This window comes from Mesorhizobium sp. M1004 (assembly GCF_040318795.1).
Taxonomy (GTDB): domain Bacteria; phylum Pseudomonadota; class Alphaproteobacteria; order Rhizobiales; family Rhizobiaceae; genus Mesorhizobium.
The window spans coordinates 237,861-261,758 of the sequence record NZ_JAMYNB010000007.1 but is presented as its reverse complement, the minus strand read 5'-3'; the positions used below and the strand labels follow the sequence as shown (position 1 = coordinate 261,758).

The window sequence follows — 23,898 nt, the reverse complement described above, 5'->3', positions numbered from 1 at the left end:
CAGGTCCTCTTTCCCCTCAGTTTGCCGGCCTCGGCTTTGTGTTTCCCCGAGCCCTTTGAAGTAGCGGCATGACGGTCAAGATCGGCATCAATCCCATCACCTGGAGCAATGACGATGTTCCCGCACTCGGCGGCGATACGCCGCTCGCGACATGCCTGTCGGAAACCAGGCAGGCCGGCTATCGCGGCACCGAACTCGGCGGCAAATTCCCCAGGCGAAGCGACGAGCTTGGACCGATCCTGTCTTCTTACGGACTGGAGCTCGTCTCCGGCTGGTATGACGGCCGCATTCTGGACCGCACGGTCGACGAGGAATTCGCCGCCCTCACCTCGCATCTGACCCTGCTGCGCGACCTCGGCGCCAAGGTCGTCGTCTATGCCGACACCTCGCGCGGCCGTCATGACGGCATTTTCGCGCCGATCTCACAGCGTCCGCGCCTCGCTGACGGCGAATGGACCGCCTATGGCGAGAAGCTGACCGAACTCGCCGACCGCATGGCTGCCTTCGGCGTCGGCATGGCTTTCCATCACCATATGGGCACCATCGTCGAGAGCGATGACGAGGTCGACAGGCTGATAGCCGCAACCGGCAAGAGCGTCGGCCTGCTGTTCGATACCGGCCATTGTCTGTTCTCAGGCGGCGACCCGGCCTCCCTCCTGAACCGGCATCTCGACCGCATCGTGCATTTCCATTGCAAGGACGTCCGCGCGGCCGTGCTGGAGAAGGCACGGCGCGAGGACATGAGTTTCATGGCGGCAGTGATGGAAGGAATCTTCACTGTGCCCGGCGACGGTTCCGTCGATTTCCTGTCGCTGTTGAAGCCGCTGGCCAAGCGCGGCTTCGAAGGCTGGATCGTCGTCGAGGCCGAGCAGGATCCGGCCAAGGCACACCCCTTGACCTATGCCACGAAAGGTTACGCTTCGCTTCTCAAATCGGCCTGCGCGGCCGGGTTCGACGTCGCGATACGAGACTTGGCCTAACCACCGCCGGGGGGCTGGTGGTTGGGCCGGTTGGGCGCGCGCCTCGGTAGGGGTAGCGACGCGAAAGCGCCCGGCGATCCGCGCCGCCGCCCTCCCTTGGCGGCGCGGATCGCACAGTTCTTGGCATCGAAATTTTTGCCCCCGAGTTGCCGGCCCGGCGTTTCAAGCTTGAGGCTGGCGACGAGGCATGCCTTGATGCGGATGGAGGAGCGACATGGCATTCGAGGCGGCACTCGGCATGGAACGGCTTTGCACCATCCGTGAGATCGCCGAGAAGGCGGAACTCGGCGCGGCAACCGTTCACCGCGCGCTGAAGAACAGCCGTGAGGTCCGTCCCGCAACCAGACGGCTGGTGCTCGAGACCGTTTGCCTGCTTAACGAAGAAAAGATCGCGCGCGCAGCCAGGCTCGTCGGAGACTAGCTTGGCCGACCACATGCGCCTTTCCCTCGACATCATGTCGGTCGACCGCGGCTCGGACGAACCGATGCACCGACAGATCTATGGCGCCCTGCGGCGCTTCATCCTCGACGGCCAGATCCAGCAGAACACGCTGCTACCATCGACACGCTCGCTGGCCGAGGATCTCAAGGTCGGCCGAAACACGGTGATCGCCGCCTACGACCAGCTGCTCGCCGAAGGGTTTATAGAGGCGCGCGCCGGGTCCGGCACCTGGGTGGCGCCGATCCAGCAGAAACGCCCGCCGGCCGCGCTGCGCGCCGGGCTTGCCGCTCCGCAAAAGCTCTCGCGGCGCGGTCAGACCATCGTCAACGGCCCGCAGCCGCCGCGCAATGCCGGTGTCATCAACTTCCATCCCGGCGTGCCGGAAACCGCGTCCTTCCCCTTCACCATCTGGTCGAGCCTTCTGGTGCGCAACGCACGCAGCCGCGACGAGAACTTGCTCGGCTATATCTCCTTTGCCGGCCATCCCGGTCTGCGCCAGGCCATTGCGTCGACCATCAGCCTGTCGCGCGGCATCAACTGCACCGCCGACCAGGTCATCATCGTCACCGGCGCGCAGGCAGCACTCGACCTCGCTTCGCGCGTGCTGATGGACGAAGGCGACCATGTCTGGATGGAGGAGCCCGGCTATCTCGGCGCCAAGAGCGCCTTTCTCGCCAGCGGCGCGCAGCTCGCGCCCTTGAAGGTCGATCGCCACGGTTGGCATCTCGCAGACCCAGAGCTGCCGCCGCCGCGGCTGATCTATGTGACGCCATCCTGCCAGTGGCCGTTCGGCACCATCATGCGCATCGAGGAGCGGCTGCAACTGCTCGACATTGCCGAGCGCCACGGCGCCTGGATCGTCGAGGATGATTATGACGGCGAGTACCGGTACCGTGGCCGGCCGGTACCGGCGCTGCGCGGCCTCGATCACGCCGACCGGGTCGTCTATATCGGCTCCTTCGGCAAGACGCTGATCCCGGCGCTCCGCATCGGCTATCTCATCGTGCCGCGCGAACTGTCGGTCCCCTTCGACCGCGCCGTCTCGATCACCGGCCAGTTCGCGCCGCTGATCCTGCAGGCGACGGTCAACGACTTCATCACGCAAGGCTATTTCGCCACGCATCTGAAACGCATGCGCCGCCTTTATGCGCGCCGGCAAGCCAATTTCGTCAAGCTGTGCCAGGAGCATCTGGCCGAATGGCTGACTGTGACCGAGAACGATTCCGGCATGCAGCTGCTGGCCAGTTTTATCCGACCCTACAAGGACAGCGACGTCGTCGCCGCCGCCGTCAAGGAGGGCCTCGACGTGCAGGGCATCTCGATCAACTACCATTCGAGCGAGCCGGAACACGGCCTGCTGCTCGGCTATGCCGCGATGGACGAACGCCAGATCCTGCGCGCGGTGCTGGCGTTGCGCGCTGCCTTCATGCGGCTGGACCGGCAATAGGCCGATCCAGCGCTGAGCGCTTCAATTCACACTATCGAATTTCTGCAGATCGACGGGCGCTGCCTTGCGCACCTCGACATCGTCCAGCGAGGCATTCTCCAGCGCCACACGGGCCGCCGCATCGATGTTATGGACCATGTCGTCGATGTCGGCGTCGCCATGCGCCGGATTCGTCGCGATCATCACCGTGCGGTTGAGGATGTCGAGAGAACCCTTGCCGAGATCGTCGGCATAGGTCAGCCGCAGGCCCTTGTTTTCCGGCAGCGTGTACGGATTGAGCGCCGGATGATGCGCGCCCTCATGCATCAGCACCTGGTCCCACTGAGTGAAATTGTGGCGGCCGGTCTTGCCGGCAATGACGCTCGGAATGGTCTTCGAAAAAGTCTGCGCCGCCTGTTCGCTGGGCAGCAGATACATCACCTGCGCCGCGCAATCGTCGTCGGGGCTGTTCATCGGCGACGGCGTCAGACCGAGATTGCCGAGATGGCGCGTGCCGGCCAGCACCTTCTTCTTCTCCGCCCGCATCGCCTCGATGATGCCGTCGAGACGGTCGAGCTGGACATTGAGCATTGCACCCATCAATTCCGAGGCGCGCGCGCCGATGCCGGCGAACGGCTTGATGCTGTCGCTGCGGCCCTGCCAGTAGAAGTGGCAGGGGTCGATGGCGCAGCGCGCGCGCTCGGCCACTTTCGGATCGCTGGTGGCGATGCCGCCGCCCTCGCCCGACGTGATGTTCTTGAAGTAGTTGAAGGAGTAGGCGCCGGCATGGCCGATGGAGCCGAGCTTCTTGCCCTCATAGCCGCCGCCAATGCCCTGGCAGACATCTTCCAGCACGAGCAGACCGCGTTTTTTAGCGATGTCCATGATGGCGTTCATGTTGCAGGCCGCACCCCACATATGTACCGGGATGACCGCCTTGGTGCCCGGGCCGACGGCGTCGCGCAGAGCGGCCGGGTCGATGGTCAGGCTCTCGTCGATATCGACAATGACCGGAATGGCGCCGACCGACAGCACTGCTGTGGCGGTCGCCATATAGGTGTGCGCCGGCACCAGCACCTCATCGCCCGGGCCGATGCCGAGGCCGATCAGGCCGGCGGCGAGCCCATAGGTGCCGCTGGCGGCCAGCGCAAAATGCTCGACGCCGAGATGCCTGGCATAGCGGGCCTCGAAGCGGTTGCACTCGCTGTTCTCGCCATAGCGAAACAGCGCACCCGAGCGGATCACCCTGGCAATGGCTTCGATCTCTTCTTCGCCGGCAGTGTACATGGCAAGTCTCCACATCGCTGATGGTATGAAAGCAGTACGCCTGCGGCCGCTGTTTGAAAGAACCACTCCGCTGCGATCGGACCAAGCCATCCTGCTCACGTCGGAGCGGCGTTTAGCGCCGACTGTGGGCATATCGAATGAAATCGACATTCCAGAATGCAGGCCCGCGGAAAAATCGTACCCATCCGAATTCGCTGAAGTGGCCCTGTCGGAAAGCCCGCATTGGGCGTTCCATCGCGTCCAGTTGGGCAAACGGTCGGTTCCATGCAGCACGGGACACACTTTGGAAGACCCTCGAAACCGGGGTGCCGGCAAGATGGTGGCCGGCAAGATGGTGGCCGGCAAGACGGTGGCCGTCCATGACGCGACAGCTCGTCCTGCATGAAGACGATGTCGGCATGTGCCATGGCGCCAACAGCGCCTTCCTCGAACTGACCGCACTGGGCGCCTGCAGCTCCGGCGCCGTGATGGTGCCGTGCCCATGGTTCCCTGAGATGGCCGAAGCGGCAGCCGCCGATCCCCGGCTCGATCTCGGCGTCCACCTGACGCTGAACAGCGAAAAGCAGCACTACAAATGGCGGCCGCTGACGTCGCCGTCGCGCGCGGCCGGCCTGACGGACGAGTTCGGCTATTTCTGGCCCGATGTCGCGACCACCCGCCGCAAGGCAGCACCGCAAGCGGTGGAAACCGAGCTTCGCGCCCAGATCGACACCGCCTACCGCGCCGGCATCGACGTCACTCATCTTGACGCCCATATGGGGGCAGCGCTGTCGCCCGAGTTTTGCGACGTCTACATCAAGCTCGGCCTGGAATATCGCTTGCCGGTGCTGTTGACCAAAACGCTGTCGGCCTATTCGCCCAACGACAATCTGGTTGGCGTCACCGAAGCGGCGTTCCAGCGCGGCGTCACTGAAGCCCGGGCCAAGGGCTTTGTCATCTTCGACGCCGCCATTCAGACGACCTGGGGCCGTCCACGCTCCAAGCCGATAGGGCCCGCCTACAGGGCATTGGTCGAAGGGGTGCGCGAAGGCCTGACCTTCTTTTGCCTGCACTTCAACGCGCCGGGCGAGTTGGAACTCATCGAGCCGCGCTCCGCCTATATCCGCACCGAGGAATACGAACTCTTCCGCGACCAGGCTTTCCGCGACTGGCTCGGCGCGCAGGACATCGACATCATCGGCATGAAGCCGCTGCGCGAGGAGCTTCGTGCACGGCTCGGGGCATCGACACCGGCAAAGGCCCGCAAAGCGGCCACCCGGTCAGCGCCGTAAGCCGATCCGTCGGCCGAGGCGCAAAGAGGGAATTGGAACTGCAACGACAATGGGAGAATGACATGAAGACTGTTCTGAAACTGGCGCTCGGCGCGCTTGTCTCGATGAGTATGCTGGCGGGCGTCGTGCAAGCGGCCGGCCTGAAGGATCCCAAGGATGTCCGCATCACCTTCGTGGTGCATGGCTCGGCCTCCGATCCCTACTGGTCGGTGGTCAAGCGCGGCGTCGACGATGCGGCGGCGCTGACCGGCGCCAAGGTCGAATATTATGCGCCGCAAGTGTTCGACGTGGTCGAGCAGGCCCGCCTGCTCGACGCGGCCATCGCCACCAATCCAGACGGCATCGCCGTCTCCATTGCCGACGCCAATGCGCTTGGTAAATCGGTCAAGGCCGGCCTTGCCGCCAATATTCCGATGGTCGTCCTGGATTCCGGCGAGAAGGAAGGCGCCGAACTCGGCACCTCTCTCTACGTCGGCACAGTCTCCGAATATGATTCCGGCAAGAAGGCCGGCGAGCGGCTGGCCAAGGAAGGCACGCTCAAAGTCGTCTGCATCAACCACGAGGTCGGCAATGTCAGCCTCGACCAGCGCTGCCAGGGGTTGAATGATGGGCTGAAGCCGTCAGGCGGCGGCACCGAAGTGCTTACCGTGTCGCCCGATCCGGCCGACATCCAGCGCCGCACCGAGGCCTATCTGTCGGCGCATCCCGACACCCAGGCCGTCTTCGCGCTCGGCGCCACTGCCGCCAATCCGCTGATCCCGTTCTTCCGGCAGAAGGAATTGTTCGGCAAGATCAAGCTCTACACCTTCGACATCAGCCCCGAAGTCCTGGATTCCGTCGTCGCCGGCGAAATGGGCTTCGGCATGGACGCCCAGCAATATCTGATGGGATACCTGCCGGTGATCTATCTGGTCGAGCATGCCACACATGGCTTCTGGCCGCAGAACAACGCCTACACCGGTCCGCTGTTCATCGACTCGCCCGATAAGGCCAAGGCGATCCTGGCGCTCGCCAAGGACGGCATCCGCTAAGGCAAGACCAAAACGGATCGGGGAGCCGCCATGCGCTCCCCGTCTCTGGTCGAGATTGCGAAGTGAGCGATTGGGGAGCCTAATGGCTGTTGTGGAAGACAAGGCGATACCTCCAGAAGCGCCGGCCCCCGGGGTACTGGGCAAGGACCGTTTCGGCATGACGTCGAAACGGGCTGCCGGCACTGACGAGCGGCTGGCCAGCACCGGCCGGCTGACGCAATGGCTGCGCCGGCCCGAAGCCGGTGCCGCCGGCGGCCTCATCGCCACCGTCATCATCTTCGCCCTGCTGCCGGGTGCGTCGAACCTCTATTCGCTACAGGGGTCGATGACCTTCCTGACGCTGGCAGCCGAACTCGGCATCATCGCCACGGCCGCAGCCCTTCTCATCATCGCCGGCGAGTTCGATCTCTCCGTCGGCTCGATGGTCGGCTTCGCCGGCGTCGTCATCGGACTGACGGTGAAATATTGGGGCTTGCCGCTGTGGGGCGGCATCGCCTGCGCCTTCGCTGTCGCCATCCTCACCGGCTACGTCAACGGCCTGATCGTTGTGAAGACCCGCCTGCCCTCCTTCATCGTGACGCTGGCGTCGCTCTACATCCTGCGCGGCCTGTCGATCGGCATCACCCGCGCCGTCACCGGCCGCACGCAGATCCCCTACATCCTCGACGGCGCGCCGGACCCGGCAACCGCGGGCCTGTTCAACGGCCATCTCCTGACTGGCTTCTTCCAATGGATGGGCACGCAAGGTTGGATCGCCACCCGCACCGACGGCATTCCCTTCGTCGTCGGCATTCCGATGTCGATCGTCTGGTGGCTCGGACTGACAGCGCTTGCCGGCTATGTCTTGACCCAGACCAAATACGGCAACTGGATCTTCGCCACCGGCGGCGACCTCAATGCCGCCCGCAATGTCGGCGTGCCGGTCGACCGGGTTAAGATCGCGCTGTTCATCTACACCGCCTGTGCCGCGACCTTGCTTGCCACCATCCAGGTGATGGAGGCCGGCTCCGCCGACACCACGCGCGGCCTGCTCAAGGAATTCGAGGCGATCATCGCCGCGGTCATCGGCGGCGTGCTGCTCACCGGCGGCTACGGCACCGTCTATGGCGTGCTGTTCGGCGCGCTGATCTTCGGCCTGGTGCAGATGGGCATCTTCTACACCGGCATCGACACCGACTGGTTCAAGGTCTTCCTCGGCATCGTCATCTTGATGGCCGTGCTCGTCAACAACTACATCCGCCTCAAGGCGCTCGGACGCGGAGGTGGCAAATGACCTATCCAAACCCATCCCCGGCCATCCAGCCAGCCATGGAATTGCGTGGTGTATCGGTCAATTTCGGCTCGGTGCGCGCGCTGCAGGATATCGACATCAAGGTCTATCCCGGCGAGGTGCACTGCTTGCTGGGCGACAACGGCGCCGGCAAGTCGACGCTGATCAAGGTTCTGTCGGGCGTGCACCGGCCGACCAAGGGCGAGATTTTCGTCGACGGCAAGCCCGTCACGTTCCGCAGCCCGCGCGACGCGCAGGACCTCGGCGTCGCGACGGTCTTCCAGGACCTCGGCATGATCTCGCTGATGTCGATCACGCGCAACTTCTTCCTCGGCCGCGAGCCGACCAGAAGCCGCCTGCCCTTCTCGCGCTTCGACAAGGAGCGCGCCAACACAATTGCCCGCCAGGCGATGGCCGATATCGGCATCGACGTGCGCGACCCGACGCAGGCCGTCGGCACGCTGTCGGGCGGCGAGCGCCAGTCGGTGGCGATCGCACGCGCCGTGCATTTCGGCGCCAAGGTGCTGATTTTGGACGAACCGACCTCGGCGCTCGGCGTGCATCAGGCGGCGATGGTGCTGAAATTCATCATCGAGGCGCGCATGCGCGGCCTGGCCGTGATCTTCATCAGCCACAACATCCACCACGCCTACCCTGTCGGTGACACTTTCACGCTGCTCAACCGCGGCCGCAATCGCGGTACATACGCCAAGTCCGAGATCTCGCGCGACGAGGTGATTTCCATCATGTCGGGCGGCGAGGATTTGAAGGCGGTGGAAGCTGAGATTGCCGGGCTGTTGGCGCAGATCGGCAACCGGCCGGCCGCCGCACCCTGAGCCTGGAACACTTTTGCAGAGAGTATTAACAGCATGAGCAGGATACGCGTCGGCGTCATCGGCGCCGGCATGATTTCGCAGGTCGAGCATATTCCAAACCTGTTGCGGCTCGGCGACCTGTTCGAACTGGTCGGCGTTGCCGACCCGTCAAGGATTTCGCGGGAATATGTCAGCGAAATTCACGGCATCGCCAATTTCGAAACGCCGGAGCAACTGTTCGGCCAGAAGCTCGACGCCGTCGTCATCGGCTCGCCCGACCCGCTGCATCACGAGCAGGTACTGGCCGCACTCGGGCGCGGCCTGCATGTCTTCTGCGAAAAGCCGCTCTGCTATTCCCCGGCGGAAATCGCCGAGATCATCGCCGCGCGCGACAAGGCCGGCAAGGTCATGCAGGTCGGCTATATGAAGCGCTTCGATCCGAGCTACCGGCTGGCGCTGGCCTCGCTGCCCGGCACGGCAAAGACGTTGCGGTCCGTCTCGGTCGAGGTCAACGATCCCGATGCCTGGCCGTTCATCGCCCACCAGCGCTACAAGCGCGGCAACGACATTCCCGAGGAGCTGATTGCCGCCGCGCAAGCCAGGCAGAAACAACAGGTCGAGCGCGCCATCGGCCAGCCCATGACCGATCTGGCTTTCCGTGGGTTTACCGGCGCTTACAGCTCCGCCTTGATTCACGATGTGAATGCCGTGCACGGCCTGCTCGACGCGCTCAGCGTGCCGGAGGGCGAGGTTGTCGGCGCGCAGATCTTCGCCAATGGCGATGGCGGCCAGGGCGCGGTAAAACTGCTCGACGGCCAGGCGCTGTGGACGATGACGCATCTCACCGTGCCGAAGCTCGCCGACTACAAGGAACGCATCACGCTCTTCTTCGACGATGCCAGCCTTGAGCTCGAATTCCCCTCGCCCTGGCTCAACCATCATCCGACCCGGCTGACTGTGAAGACCTCGGACGGCCACACACTGTCGACAAGGGATCTGCGTGCCGGCTACGGCGAAGCCTTCGTCGAGGAACTGCGCGGCTTCTGGGGTGCGATCGTCAATGGCGACGAGGTGGTCAACCGCCCCGAGCACGCCGCCCGCGACCAGGCGCTGCTGGTCGCGCTGACCAGGCAGCACCTGGCCACTTCGCAGGCCGGCTGAGCGCTCGCAGGATGTGTTGAGATTCAGGTCAGGCCGCGCCGAAAACGTTGGATTTCGAGAACCGGAGCGGAGCGTACTTAAGTAAGTGAGCACCGGAAGCGCAGAAAGCCGGCGTTTGCAGGCCGGCCTCACCTGAATATCAGCATATCCTACCGGGTGTTGATGACGCCGTCGGTATTGGCGAGCAGCTTGCGCACCGCGTTGCGGGCCGCCTCCGGCCGCTGCAGGCGGATGGCCTTCTCGATCGCCTCGTGCAGTTGCTGTGCATGCTGCAGATCGTCGAGTTCGCGCGTCGTATAGGTGAACAGATGATCGAAGGCGGATTCGATCAGCACGCCGAGCGGCACCAGCAGATCGTTGCCGGAGGCGCGCAGGATGGCCAGATGGAAACGCGTATCGGCGCGCGTGCGCTCCTGCAGGCTCGGCGCCTCGCCCATCTCGCGGCAGGCCTGGCTGATCTCGGCCATCTGCTCTTCGGTGCGTCGCATGGCGGCGAAGGCAGTCGCTTCCGGCTCGATGATATGGCGGAATTCCTGCACCGTCTTCAGGAACACCTCACGGTCGGGCGCGGTCGCGTACCAGGCGAGCACATCGCGATCGAGCAGGTTCCAGCGCTCCCTGGGCTCCACCCAGCTGCCGATCTTGGGGCGCGATGCCAGAAGGCTTTTGGCCATCAGCATCTTGATCGCCTCACGCACCGCCGAGCGGCTGACGTTGAAGGTTTCGGACCATTTGGCTTCATTGGGCAGGATGGTGCCCGGCGGATAGTCGCCGCGCACGATCCGAAGCCCGATTTCGCTGGCCAGTGACGCATGCACGCTGGTGCCGGGCATCCGGGTCGCGTCAGCCCGGCGAAGGGCCGCCGGGCGCTCGGCGGATGCCCCCTTTTCAGGCTTCGTTCCCTTATTCGGCTTTCCGTCCCTCATGCGTCCACAAAGTCCGGATTTCGAAAGCTGTCAAGCAGAGTGCCGGGCGCAGACGGCAAAGCCTGCGCCTGTGCACAGATCAGGTTACAACCTTGCCCCAAAGCCCAATTTGCCAGTCCTATTTGACGTATTTGCGCCAGCTGTGCTCGGGACGGAAGCCGAGCATGTCCCTGGCCTTGCGGTTGGAAAGCAGCGTTTCATATTCGCCGAGCTTCGTCTTGACCGGCACGTCGGGATAAAACCGCTTCAACAGTTCCGCTGTCGGCAGGTCGGACGAGGTGTCGTCATTGGCGGCGTTGAACACCTGGAAGCCGAGCCCGTCCGTTTCAACGGCGCGCAGCGCGATCTGGCCGAGATCGCGCGCGTCGACATAGCTCCAGGCGATGCGCTTGCGAAAGCCCGGATCGGCAAACCACTTCGGAAACAGCGAATATTCGTGCGGCTCGATGACGTTGCCGATGCGCAACGCATAGATATCGGTGCCGTTGCGCTGCGCAAAGGCGCGCGCCGTGTGCTCGTTGACGACCTTGGACAGAGCATAGCTGTCCATCGGATCGACGTCGTATTCTTCATCGAGGGGAAAATATTTGGGGTCGCGCGGTTCATTGGCGAACACCACGCCGTAGGTGGTCTCGCTGGACGCGATCACCACCTTGGGGATGCCAAGCTTCACCGCCGCCTCGATGACGTTGTAGGTGCCCATCGCATTGATGCGGAACACCTCATTGTCGGTCGTGATCATGATGCGCGGTATCGCGGCGAAATGCACCACGGCATCGACCGGCTGCGGCCGCAGCGACGGGTCGAATTCATGCAGGCCCATATAGCTCGACAGCGCGTTGAACACCTGACCGCTGTCGGTGATGTCGGTGATCAGCGTGCGCACCTTGGGATTGTCGAGCGGCTTAGTGTCGATGTTGAGCACCTGGCAGCCCTGTTCGACCAGATATTGCACGACATGGCGACCGGCCTTGCCGCTGCCGCCGGTGAACATGATCCGCTTCGTCATTTTCGTCTCCAATGCCTAGGATTTCCGTGTATTGTCAGACAATATGGCATTCCGCAACCACCCTCGCCCGCCAGACGGCGGCGCCCACTATCAATCATCGCAACAGGACTTCAAGACATGACCACGACCGCCGCGAGCGAAAAGATCGGCTTTATCGGCCTTGGCCTGATGGGGCACGGCATTGCCAAGAACATCGTCGACAAGGGCTATGGCCTGACCTTCCTCGGCCGCAAGAACCGCAAGCCGGCGGAGGACCTGATTGGCCGGGGCGCCAAGGAGGCGGCGACTTCGCGCGACGTGGCGGCGGCGTCCGACATCGTCTTCATCTGCGTCACCGGCTCGCGCGAAGTGGAAGCCATCATCCGCGGCCCCGGCGGCCTCAAGGAGGGCTTGAAGAAGGGTTCGGTCGTCGTCGACTGCTCGACCGCCGATCCGGTCTCGACCGTGGCGCTGGCGGCGGAACTGAAGGAGATCGGCGTCGACTTCGTCGATGCACCGCTCAGCCGCACCCCGAAGGAAGCCTGGGAAGGCACGCTCGACGCCATGGTCGGCGCGCCCGACGCGCTGTTTGCCCGTGTGAAGCCGGTCATCGAGACCTGGGCCGGGCGCATCGTCCATATTGGCGATACCGGTGACGGCCACCGCATGAAGCTGCTCAACAACTTCATCTCGCTGGGCTATGCCGCGATCTATTCCGAGGCGCTGGCGCTGGCCGAAAAGGTCGGCATCTCGCCACCGCGTTTCGACAGCGTCATCCGCAACGGCCGCATGGATTGCGGCTTCTACCAGACCTTCATGCGCTGGACGCTGGAGGGCGACCGCGACGCGCATAAATTCACCATCGCCAACGCCTTCAAGGACCTGACCTATCTGGAATCGATGGCGGGTGCGGCCGGCATCGCCAACCCGCTCGGCAACGCCACCAAGAACTCCTTCGCCGGTGCCCATACCACTGGCCCGGCCGAGCAATTCGTGCCGATGCTGGCGACATATATCGGCAAGGTCAACGGCGTCGACCTGATGCCCAGCAAGGATGGCAAGAAGCAGACGATTTGAGGTGGCGAAAAGCCTGTGTCAGCGCCTCGACCGGCCGATAACATCGTCGGTGTTGGCGAGCAGTTTGTGCACCGCATTGCGCGCGGCCGCAGGGCGCTGCAGGCGGATGTTCTTCTCGATCGCCTCATGCAGCGCCTGCGCCCGCCGCTGATCGCTGGTCTCGCGTGTGACGAAGACAAAGAGATGATCGAGCGCCGACTCGATCAGAACGCCAAGTGGCACCAGCAGATCGTTGCCCGAGGCGCGCAATATGGCGAGGTGAAAACGCGTATCGGCGCGGATACGCTCCTGCAGGTTCAGAGCCTCGCCCATCTCACGACAGGCCTGGCTGATCTCGGCCATCTGCTCGTCGTTGCGCCGCGTCGCGGCAAAGGCCGACGCTTCCGGCTCGATGATATGACGGAACTCCTGCACCGTGCGCAGGAAGGCCTCCCGGTCCGGCCCGGTCGCGTACCAGGCCAGCACATCGCGGTCGAGCAAGTTCCAGCGTTCCCTGGGCTCGACCCAACTGCCGATCTTGGGCCGTGAAGCCAGCAGGCTTTTGGCCATCAGCATCTTGATGGCTTCGCGCACCGCCGAACGACTGACATCGAAGGTCTCGGCCCATTTGGCCTCGTTGGGCAGAATGGTGCCGGGCGGATAGTCGCCACGCACGATTCTGAGGCCGATCTCACCGGCCAGCGAGACATGGACGCTCGCTCCCGGAAAATGCGCGGCACCGGCCCTGCGCATGACAGCCGGACCGCGGCTGGCTTGTGCCTTGGCCCGCTCGGCTCGCTTCTTTGATTTCTCGTCCGGCATTCACGTTCCAATGCGTCGGCCGTCTGCGTCCGGACTGGTCCGAACCTGCACGGCGCGCCGATCTCGTTGCCGAAAAATCCAAACTACAGACGCGTCAAAGCCGGAGCCTGCTGCCCCAACCGTTGCGTCCGTTCGGGAAGAGACGGGACGCCCGTCAAAGGGCGCCCCGAAATCGAGAACCTACTTCTGGATGCAGATGTCGACCGTGTCCTTGGTGCATTCGTCGAGGCCGGTGAACACCGGATCGGCGACGGGCTTGCCTTCGACCAGATCGATCATCACCGATGGTGCCTTGTAGCCCATTTCGAACGGCCGCTGGCCGACCAGAGCGGTCACAAGGCCGTCACGGGCGATCGCCACTTCATCGCCGATCGTATCGGCGGCGCCAATGACGAAGTCGTTGCTGGCGATCCGGTCCTTGAGCGGCCCGAACAGGTCACGATAGGGCTGCGGTGCGCCAAACAGCGGCCAGCCGCCCATGATGCCGAAGGCGTCGAGCTTGGGATTGGCGGCGAGGATGTCGGTCATCGCCTGCACGCCCTTGGCGCCGTCGTCATTGGTGAACACCGGGCAACCGGCGACTTCGGTCCAGCCGCCTTCGCCGGCAAGTGCCGCCAGGCCTTCCTTGCCCGACAGCGCGTCACGCATGCCCTGCGCGCGGCGCAGGATGTTGTCGGCCGCGGGATTGCCTTCGATGGTACAGATCGTGCCGCCGTTCGGCTTGCCCTTCTTGATGTACTCGCCGATCTTGTGACCCATCAAATAATTGTCGGTGCCGAGATAGGTCTTGCGCAGCGCGGCATCTTCCTTGCTGAGATCGGCGTCGAGCGTCATGATCGGGATCGTCGGATTGGCGGTCTTGATCGTCTGAGCGATCAGCGGCGCGTTGGATGGCGAAATCGCCATTGCCACCGTGTCGGCCTTGCTCAGCATGTCCTGAACGATCTGCGCCTCGCCGGCCTCGTCGGAGGTCGACGCCGGGCCGGTGTAGAAGCATTCATATTCCGAGCTGGCATTTTCCTTGTTCCATTTCTCGCAACCCTGGTGGATGGCTTCGAAGAATGGATTGTCGAGACCCTTCACCACGATGACGAGCTGTTTCTTGGCCAAAGCCGGCCCGGCGCCCAGCGCCATGGCGGCGACGGCGGCGAGCAAAAGTGTTTTCCTCATGTCAGTCCTCCCTTGAAACAGACGGACACGGCGTGCCCGCCACACAGATCGACCGGATGCTTGATGACCGAGGTTCGTTTCACGAGCACTCGTGTCGCCAAGACAGATCGATAAGCATTTCCAGATGCGGCATTGGCCCGGCTCAACACATGGGTGGCGCCGCAACCTCGACCGATAAACCTCTGCCGATTCCGCCCGGCTAATCGCCAGCGGCATCGGCATAATCTCCTCCGACGCTTAGCTAATATCGGCTTGCGGCCAACGTCAATGCTATTTGTCCTACAAAACGGATTTTTGGATAACCAAGGCTTCAATTCGTCCGACAATTGATTGACGAGCGCCGGCTTTTGCGTAAAAGAACGCTGACGCTGTTTCCGGGAGGAGATGGGGAGAGCGGGGCCAAAGCAGCGCCGGCATTCACGCCGGGAACAGCAGCGGGTCGCAAAACACGGGGAGGCAAAGACTGGTGGCGGTTCTCGAACTCACCAATATCTCGAGGCATTTCGGCGCCATCCAGGCGGTCAACGACGTATCGCTGTCGATCGAGCCCGGACAGGTGGTCGGCCTGATGGGCGACAACGGCGCCGGCAAGTCGACGCTGGTCAAGATGATCGCCGGCAATTTCCGCCCCAGCCATGGCGTCATGCGCATGGACGGCAAGGAGTTGATCCTGCACAAGCCGGCGGAAGCTCGCCAGCACGGCATCGAGATCGTCCACCAGGACCTGGCGCTGTGCAACAATCTGACCGCTGCCGCCAATGTCTATCTCGGCCGTGAATTGCGCCGCGGCGTCGGCCCTTTACGCATCCTCGACTATGCCGCCATGTACAAGCGCGCCGGCCAGCTCTTCGCCGAGTTGAAGTCCGAGACCCGTCCGCGCGACCTGGTCAAGCAGATGTCGGGCGGCCAGCGTCAGGCGGTAGCGATCGCGCGCACCATGCTGTCGCAGGCCAAGATCGTGTTGATGGACGAACCGACGGCCGCGATCTCGGTGCGCCAGGTCGCCGAAGTGCTGAACCTGATCCGCCATTTGCGCGACCAGGGTATCGCAGTGGTGCTGATCAGCCACCGCATGCCTGACGTGTTCACCGTCGCCGACCGCGTCATCGTCATGCGGCGCGGCCGCAAGGTCGCCGACAAGACGATTGCGTCAAGTTCGCCCGAGGAAGTCACCGGGCTGATCACCGGCGCCATCGAACAGGTTTGATCTCAGCGAATTTCACCACGCACAGCACATGAAGGTCGACGATGGCACTGACAATTGACCAGCCGATCGAACAAAAGCAGCAATCCTTGCCGGCAAGACTGTTTGCCAGCCAGACCTTCTGGGTGGTGATCGCGGTCATCCTGGCCTGCCTGTTCCTGTCTTTTGCCACCGACGCCTTCGCCACGTCGAAGAACCTTTACAACATCACCCGCAACATCACCTTCGTCGCCATCATCGCGCTCGGCATGACCTTCGTCATCATCACAGGTGGCATCGACCTGTCGGTCGGTTCGGTGCTCTGCCTGTCGTCGATGGTGCTGGCCGTCACCATGCATGCCGGCTACTCCATCGAGGTCGGCATCCTCGCCTCGATCGCCACCGCGCTCGCCATAGGCGCCTTCAACGGCATCATGATCGCCTATCTCGGCTTTCCACCCTTCGTGGTGACGCTCGGTATGCTGTCGATTGCCCGCAGCCTCGCCATGGTCGCCTCCAACAACACCGTCGTCTTCCAGTTCGGCCCGGATCACGACAAGCTTCTGGCGCTGGGCGGCGGTGCCTGGGTGTTCGGCATCGCCAATCCGGTGCTCTACATGATCCTTTTGGCGCTGATCACCGGCTTCACGCTGCGCTGGACCAAGTTTGGCCGCCACATCTTCGCCATTGGCGGCAATGAGCACGCGGCGACGCTGACCGGCGTTCCCGTCAAGCAGATCAAGGTCGCCGTCTATATGATCTCGGCGCTGGCGGCGGGCATTGCCGGCATCATCCAGACCGGATGGCTGGGCGCCGTCACCACCAATCTCGGAACCGGCATGGAACTGCAGGTCATCGCCGCCACGGTCATTGGCGGCGCCAATCTCGCCGGCGGCGTCGGCACCGCCTTCGGCGCCATTGTCGGTGCCGCGCTCATCGAAGTGATCCGCAACAGCCTTGGTCTGCTCGGCATCAATGCTTTCTGGCAAGGCGTGTTCATCGGCGGCGCCATCCTGCTCGCGGTGCTGTTCGACCGGATCCGCAACTTCAGGCGCAATGACTGAATGTTTTTGGACTGAACCTTTCGGCTGGAAACCGTTGCCTTGACATCGAAATCCCTGTTCGAGCTCAACGGCCGGCTGGCGCTGATCACCGGCTCCGGCCAGGGCATCGGCCTGGCGCTGGCGCGCGGCCTTGCCGAGCATGGCGCAAGTGTCGTGCTCAACGGCCGCGATGCCGGCAAGGTTGCCGGTGCTGTCGCCGGCTTGCGCGACGCCGGCTTCAAAGCGCACCCCTCGACCTTCGACGTGACGGATTTTCGCGCGGTCGATGCCGATGTCGCCCGCATCGAGGCCGAGATCGGCGCCATCGACATCCTGATCAACAATGCCGGCGTGCAGTTCCGCGCTCCGCTCGAGGACTTTCCCGAGGAGCAGTGGGAGCGGCTGTTCAAGACCAATGTCTCCGGCGCCTTCCATGCCGGCAAGGCGGTCGCCCGCAATATGATCGCGCGCGGCAAGGGCAAGATCATCAACATCGGCTCGGTGCAGAGCGAACTCGCCCGGCCCAACATCGCGCCCTATACGGCCACCAAGGGCGCAATCCGCAATTTGACACGTGGCATGTGCACCGACTGGGCGAAATACGGCTTGCAGATCAATGCCATCGCCCCCGGCTATTTCCGCACCGAGATGAACCAGGCGCTGGTCGACAACCAGGAATTCTCCGCCTGGCTGGAAAAGCGCACGCCGGCCGGCCGCTGGGGGTATGTCGACGAACTGATCGGCGCCGCCGTGTTCCTCGCCTCCGACGCCTCGTCCTTCGTCAACGGCCATACGCTTTATGTCGACGGCGGCATGACGGCTTCGGTTTGACGGGAAACCCTATCGCTCAGTCTGAAAATCCACCACTACGGCCGGCAGCACACAGCGGCTTTCGCCCCGCGCCTTGACGCGAGCCCGAACTCAGCCGCACAATCCCGTTGCAGGCGAAGGGAGGCCAGTCGTCTGCGGGAGGTATAACCCATGACGGACGCGATCAGGCTCTATTGGGGCCGGTTCGGACATGTTTCTGTCCTGAATGTCGCCAGCGACTTCGTCACCCATGCGCATGTCGAGGCCCACATCATCATCTGGCTGGAGGGCACGGCCGGCGAGATGACCGTCGGCCGCGAGACGGTGCCGCTGGGTCCCGGCACCGCCGCCGGCATCAATTCCTACCAGCCACACAGCCACATTCTGTCGCACAACGGCAGGCCCGGCCTGTTCCTCGCCTTCTACATCGATCCGGATTGGGCGCGCCGGCGCCGCGACCTGCCTTCGTCGGCGCCGTTGTTTGCACAGGCTGCGATCACGCTCGAACCATGGCTGCACCAGGCCGCCGCCAACCTGCTCGATCATTTGAGCGATAATGAAAGCATCGACGACGTCGCCAATTACGAGATCGAGCGCTTCATCGATAGCGTGCTCGACGCCGCCGACGCCTCGGCGCCGCAGGAGACGCGCATCCGCGTCAACACCATGCAGGATTTCCGCGTCCGCAAGGCGATCCAGCTGATGAAGGCCAATGTCTGCGAGCGCATTTCGTTCGACGACGTCGCCCGCAGCGTCGGCCTGTCGCGGCCGCATTTCTTCGCTTTGTTCAAGGAACAGACCAATCTGACGCCCAACGTCTACTGGAACACGCTGCGCATGGAGGAAGCCGTGCGGCAGTTGCAGTGGTCGCAGGAGCCGCTGATCTCGGTCGCCTGCAATCTCGGCTTCACCACCCAGGGCAATTTCTCGCGCTTCTTCCGCGACCATGTCGGCGTGCCGCCGACGCTTTACCGCGAGGCGGCGCGGGCTATGGCCTGAGCCAAGCCGCTCGTTTTTCAGACTCCTTGATAGGGCCGCAAGACCCATTGATAAGCGCAGCGCCGGCCGCCGCCCTACCCTGCAGCGTATCGAATTCGTAGGGGAATGATCATATGGCTGAAGTCACCGTCTCCAGCGTCATCGACGCGCCGGTCGAAAAGGTCTGGGCGCGCATCCGCGACTTCAACGGCCTGCCGGGCTGGCATCCGCGCATGGTCAAGAGCCATATCGAAGACGGCAAGAGCGCCGAAACCATCGGCTGCGTGCGTAGTTTCGAGCTCGCCAGCGGCGCGCGTATCCGCGAAAAACTGCTCGACTTCTCGGATGCGGATTTCCGCGTCAGCTATTCGATCCTCGAAACGCCGCAACCGCTGACCAATCACAAGGCGACGCTGCAATTGCGCCGCGTGACAGACGGCGACCGCACCTATGCCGAATGGACCGCGAGCTTCGACGCGGCACCCGACGAGGCCGACAAGATCGCCGCCGGCATGGCCGCCAATGTCTTCCAGGGTGGCTTCAATGCGTTGAAGAGCCATTTTTCTGGCCAGAGCTGAGTCAGGGGAGACTGCCATGGCGCTTGCCCTCCAGACCTTTTCGGCCGTCAGGGATGCCAACGCGGCGCTGAAGGCGCCCGGCACCCGCTATCTCGGCGGCGGCACACTGGTCGTGCGCGCCGCCAATGAAGGCGATATCTCCGTCTCCGGCCTTGTCCGCTCGACCGATCCGACCCTTTCCGGGATCACTGTTGCCGGCGGCAAGGTCCGCATAGGCGCTTCGGTGACGATGGCGGCTATCGCCCGCCATCCGGAGCTTGCGGCGCTGTCCAAGGCCGCACGCGCCGTCGGCGGCCCGGCAATCCGCAATATGGCGACTGTCGGCGGCAATCTGTTCGCACCCGCGCCCTACGGTGATTTCGCTGTCGCCCTGCTGGCGCTGGATGCGACGGTTGGCACCGATGATGGGGAATTGCCTATCGAGGATTTCCTGGCCAAGCGGGACGGCAGCCGCGCCATCGTCACGTCAGTCGCCTTCGCACTGCCGAAGGCTGAGAATTTCCGCTTTCTGAAAGTGTCGCGGGTCAAGCCGAAGGGCGTCTCGGTGCTCAGCATCGCCGCCGTTCTCGAACAGGCCGGCGACGGCACTGTCTCCTCGGCGCGGATCGCGCTCGGCTGCATGGCAGACCGGCCGATGCGCGCCCGCGCTGCGGAAAAGGCACTGATCGGCAGCAGGCTTGACCAGGGCGGCATCGCAGCGGCGCTGGCTGCAGCCGGTGAAGGCACTTCGCCAATCACCGATCCGATCGCCAGCGCCTGGTATCGCGCCGAGGTTCTCCCGGTCCATCTCGGCCGGCTGCTGCTTACTTAACCACCGCTTGGGGGGCGCGCGTCTGTCCGATCAATCGGGCAGGCGCGCTGGGAGGAAAACATGGCAAAGGTTCCGGTTCAGTTCACGCTCAACGGCTCGGAGAAGGCCGAATTTGTCGACAGCGGCACGACACTGCTGCACGCGCTGCGCGACAAGATCGGCGACACCTCGCCCAAGGGCGGCTGCCACCAGGGCACCTGCGGCGCCTGCTCGGTGATCATCGACGGCGAACTCCGGCTCTCTTGCCTGACCCTGGCCGAGACCTGCAGCGGCGCCGACATCCGCACCACATCGGGCCTCGCTGAGGCCGGCGTCCTGCATCCGCTGCAGCGTGCCTTCCTGGACGCCTTCGCCACGCAATGCGGCTTCTGCACGCCGGGCATGATCATGGCCGCCAAGGTGCTGCTCGACCATACCCCCAATCCGAGCCGCGAGGACGTGATCGAGGCGCTGTCCGGCAATATCTGCCGCTGCACCGGCTACGAGCCGATCATCCAGGCGGTGCTGACGGCGGCCCGAGCCAATTCGCAGAACGCGGCCTAAGGACCAAAAGAATGGAACTGCGCAAAAACTATTTCGCCGATCAGCGCAAGGACGGCCTGCACGAGATCGGCCATGGGCGGCCGCGGCTGGATTCGCCGGGACATGTGACGGGCAAGACCGCCTATTTCGCCGACCGCAATTTTCCTGGCATACTGCACCTGAAGATGGTCCGCAGCCCGCATCACCACGCCCGCATCCGCTCCATCGACACCTCCGAAGCAGAAAAGCATCCGGGTGTGATGAAAATCCTTACTGCCAGGGATGTGCCGCACAATGTCTACACCATCCTGATCCTGATCCAGGTCGGACCGGAAGACGAGACGGTGCTGGCCGACGGCAAGGTACGCTGGAAGGGCGAGGCGGTGGTGGCGGTGCTGGCCGAGACCGAGCGTGCGGCTCAGGAAGCGGCAGCCAAGGTCAAGGTCGACTACGAGGTGCTGCCGGCCGTCTTCGACATGGAAGAAGCGCTGAAGCCCGGCGCGCCTTTGGTCAATGAATATCACGGCCAGAACTATTACCTCTACGACAGCGGCGAATGCCGCAAGGTGCGCTTCGGCGATGTCGAGGCGGGCTTCGCCGGCGCCGACCACATCCTGGAACAGAGTTATCAATCCTCGCCGATCGAGCATGCGCCGACCGAGACCACCGGTTGCGTCGTGGTGCCGGAAGGCAATGATCGCTTCACCTGCTACACCAACACCCAGGCGATGTTCTTCACCCTCGACAACGCCTCGATCATCCTGCAGATGCCCGGCTCCAAACTGCATTTCGTCGGCGGCACCGTCGGCGGCGGCTTTGGCGGCAAGGTCGACGTCATCGTCGAGCCGATCGCCATTCTTGGCGCCAAGCTCACAGGACGTCCCGTCTCCTTCATCTACAGCCGCGAGGAGGAGATGCAGATCTCGTCACCCCGAGCGGCCGAAAAGATAATCATCAAGGACGGCGTGATGAACGATGGCCGCATCGTGGCTCGCAAGGTGACCGGCTACACCGATGCCGGCGCCTATTCGCGCCACTCGCCTTATGGCGCGCAGAAGGGAGCGGCGCACTATCCCGGCCCCTACACCATTCCCAATGTCTGGATCGACACCTACTGCGTCTACACCAACCGCACCCCCTCCTCCGCGATGCGCGGCTTCGGCGTCACCATCGGCGACTTCGCGCTTGAGGTGCAGATGGACAAGCTGGCGCGGCTGATCGGCATGGACCCGCTCGAATTCCGCTTCATCAACGCCTATCGCGATGGCGACATGAAGGCGCATCGCCAGCCGACCGAAGGAGCGGCGCTGATCGAGTGCATGCAGGAGGCGTCGCGCGCCGCCAACTGGCCTGTGGCGGAGAAGTATATGGCGATGTCCTCCTACAAGAAGGGAGCTTGAGATGGCGCTAAGGCGCGGACGCGGCGTCGCCGCGATCAACTATCCGACGGGCATGAACCTTGGCGGCGACCCGACGCAGGCGCTGGTGCATTCGACGCCGACCGGCAATTTCATGGTGACGCTTTCCAGCGTCGATCTCGGTCAGGGCTTGAAGCAGATCATGGCGCAGATCTGCGCCGAGACCATCGGCGTGCCGACGGACCGGGTTACCATCGACACCGCCGACACCGACACCGGTCCGCACTGCATGGGCACCTTCGCCTCGCGCGGCACCCACCGCGCCGGCAACGCCGTCATCCAGGCGGCCAAGGAAGCGCGCCAGGTGATGCTGGAAGTGGCGGCGGAAGAGCTGGAGGTGAACGCCTCCGATCTCGAAACTGATGGCGAGGGCAACATTCTGGTCAAGGGCGCGCCGCAAAAGTCGATCTCGATCTTCGATGTCGCGCTGTCGGCTCATTTCAAGCGTGGCCGCTCGATCTCAGGCCGCGGCATGTTCCTGATCCCGCGCTCCTATCCGGAGAAAGAGACCGGCGCGATGAAGCCGTCGACCTGCTACGCCCATGCCTGCACGGTGGCCGAGGTCGAGGTCGATGACGAGACGGGCGAGGTTACGGTGCTGACCGTCAAGAACGTCTTTGAGATCGGCCGCGCGCTGAACCCGAAAATGGTCGAGCAGCAACTGGTCGGCGGTTCCTGGATGGGCATCAGCCACGCGCTCTACGAAACGACCGAGCCCTATTATCCCAACCGCGACCATGGCGGCACCGACTTCAACCAGTATCTGATGCCGGGACCGGGCGATCTCGCCCAAACCGAGATCATCGTGCTGGAGCGGCCGTCGGCGGATGGTCCTTACGGTGCCAAAGGACCAGGCGAAATGTGCGCGAACCCGCAGATCCCCGCGGTTGCCAATGCCGTCTTCGACGCCGTCGGCGTGCGCATCGACACGCTGCCGATCACACCGGAGCGCATATTGCGCGCGCTGAAGGCGCAAGCGGCGAACTGAGGACGACATGCAGGAGCCGAATGCCGAGACTGTCGCGACCTCGCCGGAGGCGGTGGCACGCCACCTCGCTGGATCGCGCTACCTCGCCGACGACAGCCTGGCCACCGCCATCTTCCTGGCCATACGGCTCGGCAAGCCGCTGCTGCTGGAAGGCGCGCCCGGCGTTGGCAAGACCGAAGCTGCGAAGGCGATCGCGCAACTGCTTGGCCGCGATCTGGTGCGGCTGCAATGCTATGAAGGCATCGACGCAGCACACGCGCTCTACGAATGGAACTACCAGCGCCAGCTGCTCGCCATCCGCCATGCCGGCGAGCATGAGATCGACATCTATGACGACCGCTTTCTGATCGCGCGGCCATTGCTGCAGGTGCTGCGGGCGCCGGAGCAGCGCGTGCTGCTGGTCGACGAGATCGACCGCTCCGACCACGAATTCGAAGCGCTGCTTCTCGAATTCCTCTCCGACTTCCAGATCAGCATCCCTGAGCGCGGCACGATCCGCGCCGAGGCGCAGCCGATCGTCATCCTGACCTCGAACCGAACCCGCGAACTGGCGGAGGCGCTGCGTCGGCGTTGCGTCTATCACTGGATCGGCTATCCCGACGCCGAGCGCGAAGCCGCCATCATCATGCTGCGCGCCGGCGATGTCGCCGAGACCACCGCGCGCGCCGTGGCGAATGCCGTGCAGTCGATCCGCGCGCGGCCACTGGCCAAGCCGCCCGGCATCTCCGAGGCCGTCGAATGGGCCAACGCCGCCACCATACTGGAGAAAGGCGGCAGCCCATGGCCGCAAGCCTTCCGCCGCGCCATCGGCGTGCTGATCAAGGACGAGGAGGATTTGTCCGCGATCGCGCCGGAGCTTGGTGCCATCGTCGAGGAGGCGCTGGGGTGACGTGTGAGGTCAACAGCTCGTTCACAGCGAGGT

The 23,898-nt window shown here is 63.8% G+C and carries 25 protein-coding genes; 20 read left to right on the top strand and 5 right to left on the bottom strand.

Features of this window, described 5'->3' with window-relative positions; genetic code table 11:
* Window positions 1–68: 68 nt before the first annotated feature.
* From iolE to mocR, 3 genes are all read left to right on the top strand, one after another.
* Entirely contained in the window at window positions 69–980 is a 912-nt protein-coding gene (iolE, locus tag NKH54_RS17160; RefSeq protein WP_023752959.1) for a myo-inosose-2 dehydratase, read from the top strand.
* Window positions 981–1,194: 214 nt separating this feature from the next.
* Window positions 1,195–1,401 (top strand): LacI family DNA-binding transcriptional regulator, encoded by a 207-nt coding sequence (locus NKH54_RS17155; protein WP_023705614.1) that lies wholly within the window; start codon window positions 1,195–1,197, stop codon window positions 1,399–1,401.
* Window position 1,402: 1 nt separating this feature from the next.
* Window positions 1,403–2,869: a rhizopine catabolism transcriptional regulator MocR gene (mocR, locus tag NKH54_RS17150; protein WP_023829210.1), complete on the top strand. Its 1,467-nt coding sequence runs from the start codon at window positions 1,403–1,405 to the stop codon at window positions 2,867–2,869.
* 21 nt (window positions 2,870–2,890) lie between these two features.
* On the opposite strand, the gene NKH54_RS17145 is transcribed toward mocR, so the two are convergent.
* A complete protein-coding gene (locus NKH54_RS17145) occupies window positions 2,891–4,135 on the bottom strand; it encodes a DegT/DnrJ/EryC1/StrS family aminotransferase (RefSeq protein ID WP_023752957.1) in 1,245 nt (414 codons plus the stop codon).
* On the opposite strand from NKH54_RS17145, the gene NKH54_RS17140 reads away from it, so the two are divergent.
* From NKH54_RS17140 to NKH54_RS17115, 6 genes are all read left to right on the top strand, one after another.
* The gene (locus NKH54_RS17140; protein WP_031194894.1) at window positions 4,134–4,520 is read left to right on the top strand and encodes a hypothetical protein; all 387 of its coding nucleotides are present in this window, start codon (window positions 4,134–4,136) and stop codon (window positions 4,518–4,520) included. The genes NKH54_RS17145 and NKH54_RS17140 overlap by 2 nt on opposite strands.
* Window positions 4,495–5,406, top strand: a complete 912-nt coding sequence (locus NKH54_RS17135; RefSeq protein WP_023752956.1) for a polysaccharide deacetylase family protein — start codon at window positions 4,495–4,497, stop codon at window positions 5,404–5,406. The genes NKH54_RS17140 and NKH54_RS17135 overlap by 26 nt, the downstream gene beginning before the upstream one ends.
* Before the next feature lie 62 nt (window positions 5,407–5,468).
* Entirely contained in the window at window positions 5,469–6,437 is a 969-nt protein-coding gene (locus tag NKH54_RS17130; RefSeq protein WP_023687959.1) for a rhizopine catabolism ABC transporter substrate-binding protein, read from the top strand.
* Window positions 6,438–6,594: 157 nt separating this feature from the next.
* Window positions 6,595–7,710 (top strand): ABC transporter permease, encoded by a 1,116-nt coding sequence (locus NKH54_RS17125; RefSeq protein WP_023687958.1) that lies wholly within the window; start codon window positions 6,595–6,597, stop codon window positions 7,708–7,710.
* Window positions 7,707–8,543 (top strand): ATP-binding cassette domain-containing protein, encoded by an 837-nt coding sequence (locus tag NKH54_RS17120; protein WP_023712088.1) that lies wholly within the window; start codon window positions 7,707–7,709, stop codon window positions 8,541–8,543. Before NKH54_RS17125 ends, NKH54_RS17120 begins: the two co-directional genes overlap by 4 nt.
* Before the next feature lie 33 nt (window positions 8,544–8,576).
* Window positions 8,577–9,683, top strand: a complete 1,107-nt coding sequence (locus tag NKH54_RS17115; protein WP_023673056.1) for a Gfo/Idh/MocA family protein — start codon at window positions 8,577–8,579, stop codon at window positions 9,681–9,683.
* Window positions 9,684–9,832: 149 nt separating this feature from the next.
* Here the strand turns inward: NKH54_RS17115 and NKH54_RS17110 are convergent, their stop codons facing one another.
* Both NKH54_RS17110 and NKH54_RS17105 read right to left on the bottom strand, forming a co-directional pair.
* Window positions 9,833–10,609, bottom strand: coding sequence for a FadR/GntR family transcriptional regulator (locus tag NKH54_RS17110; RefSeq protein ID WP_023725423.1), 777 nt, complete (start codon window positions 10,607–10,609; stop codon window positions 9,833–9,835).
* Between the two features lie 118 nt (window positions 10,610–10,727).
* Window positions 10,728–11,618: an NAD-dependent epimerase/dehydratase family protein gene (locus NKH54_RS17105; RefSeq protein ID WP_352653022.1), complete on the bottom strand. Its 891-nt coding sequence runs from the start codon at window positions 11,616–11,618 to the stop codon at window positions 10,728–10,730.
* A gap of 117 nt (window positions 11,619–11,735) precedes the next feature.
* Here NKH54_RS17105 and NKH54_RS17100 point away from each other — a divergent pair, with 117 nt between their 5' ends.
* Complete coding sequence (locus tag NKH54_RS17100) at window positions 11,736–12,674, top strand: NAD(P)-dependent oxidoreductase (RefSeq protein ID WP_353028594.1); 939 nt, start codon at window positions 11,736–11,738, stop codon at window positions 12,672–12,674.
* 18 nt (window positions 12,675–12,692) lie between these two features.
* Here NKH54_RS17100 and NKH54_RS17095 read toward each other — a convergent pair whose 3' ends face one another.
* Together NKH54_RS17095 and NKH54_RS17090 are read right to left on the bottom strand one after the other, a co-directional pair.
* Complete coding sequence (locus NKH54_RS17095; protein ID WP_353028593.1) at window positions 12,693–13,475, bottom strand: FadR/GntR family transcriptional regulator; 783 nt, start codon at window positions 13,473–13,475, stop codon at window positions 12,693–12,695.
* A 180-nt stretch (window positions 13,476–13,655) separates the two neighbouring features.
* On the bottom strand, window positions 13,656–14,645 hold the full coding sequence (locus NKH54_RS17090) for a sugar-binding protein (RefSeq protein WP_353028592.1): 990 nt from the start codon (window positions 14,643–14,645) through the stop codon (window positions 13,656–13,658).
* A 466-nt stretch (window positions 14,646–15,111) separates the two neighbouring features.
* On the opposite strand from NKH54_RS17090, the gene NKH54_RS17085 reads away from it, so the two are divergent.
* The 10 genes from NKH54_RS17085 to NKH54_RS17040 all read left to right on the top strand — a co-directional run bounded on the left by NKH54_RS17085 (window position 15,112) and on the right by NKH54_RS17040 (window position 23,865).
* Complete coding sequence (locus NKH54_RS17085) at window positions 15,112–15,852, top strand: ATP-binding cassette domain-containing protein (protein WP_023696206.1); 741 nt, start codon at window positions 15,112–15,114, stop codon at window positions 15,850–15,852.
* A gap of 41 nt (window positions 15,853–15,893) precedes the next feature.
* Entirely contained in the window at window positions 15,894–16,892 is a 999-nt protein-coding gene (locus NKH54_RS17080) for an ABC transporter permease (RefSeq protein ID WP_023673048.1), read from the top strand.
* Between the two features lie 39 nt (window positions 16,893–16,931).
* The gene (locus NKH54_RS17075; protein WP_031194897.1) at window positions 16,932–17,702 is read left to right on the top strand and encodes an SDR family oxidoreductase; all 771 of its coding nucleotides are present in this window, start codon (window positions 16,932–16,934) and stop codon (window positions 17,700–17,702) included.
* 150 nt (window positions 17,703–17,852) lie between these two features.
* Entirely contained in the window at window positions 17,853–18,680 is an 828-nt protein-coding gene (locus tag NKH54_RS17070) for an AraC family transcriptional regulator (protein ID WP_023712094.1), read from the top strand.
* Window positions 18,681–18,793: 113 nt separating this feature from the next.
* A complete protein-coding gene (locus tag NKH54_RS17065; protein WP_023746977.1) occupies window positions 18,794–19,237 on the top strand; it encodes an SRPBCC family protein in 444 nt (147 codons plus the stop codon).
* 16 nt (window positions 19,238–19,253) lie between these two features.
* Entirely contained in the window at window positions 19,254–20,048 is a 795-nt protein-coding gene (locus NKH54_RS17060) for an FAD binding domain-containing protein (protein ID WP_023815619.1), read from the top strand.
* A 60-nt stretch (window positions 20,049–20,108) separates the two neighbouring features.
* Window positions 20,109–20,591, top strand: a complete 483-nt coding sequence (locus NKH54_RS17055) for a (2Fe-2S)-binding protein (protein ID WP_023746979.1) — start codon at window positions 20,109–20,111, stop codon at window positions 20,589–20,591.
* A gap of 11 nt (window positions 20,592–20,602) precedes the next feature.
* Window positions 20,603–21,970 carry a xanthine dehydrogenase family protein molybdopterin-binding subunit gene (locus NKH54_RS17050; RefSeq protein WP_023746980.1) on the top strand — a complete coding sequence of 456 codons (1,368 nt, stop codon included), beginning with the start codon at window positions 20,603–20,605 and terminating at the stop codon, window positions 21,968–21,970.
* Window position 21,971: 1 nt separating this feature from the next.
* Complete coding sequence (locus NKH54_RS17045) at window positions 21,972–22,976, top strand: xanthine dehydrogenase family protein molybdopterin-binding subunit (protein WP_023696212.1); 1,005 nt, start codon at window positions 21,972–21,974, stop codon at window positions 22,974–22,976.
* 7 nt (window positions 22,977–22,983) lie between these two features.
* The gene (locus tag NKH54_RS17040) at window positions 22,984–23,865 is read left to right on the top strand and encodes an AAA family ATPase (protein WP_023736011.1); all 882 of its coding nucleotides are present in this window, start codon (window positions 22,984–22,986) and stop codon (window positions 23,863–23,865) included.
* Window positions 23,866–23,898 lie beyond the last annotated feature (33 nt).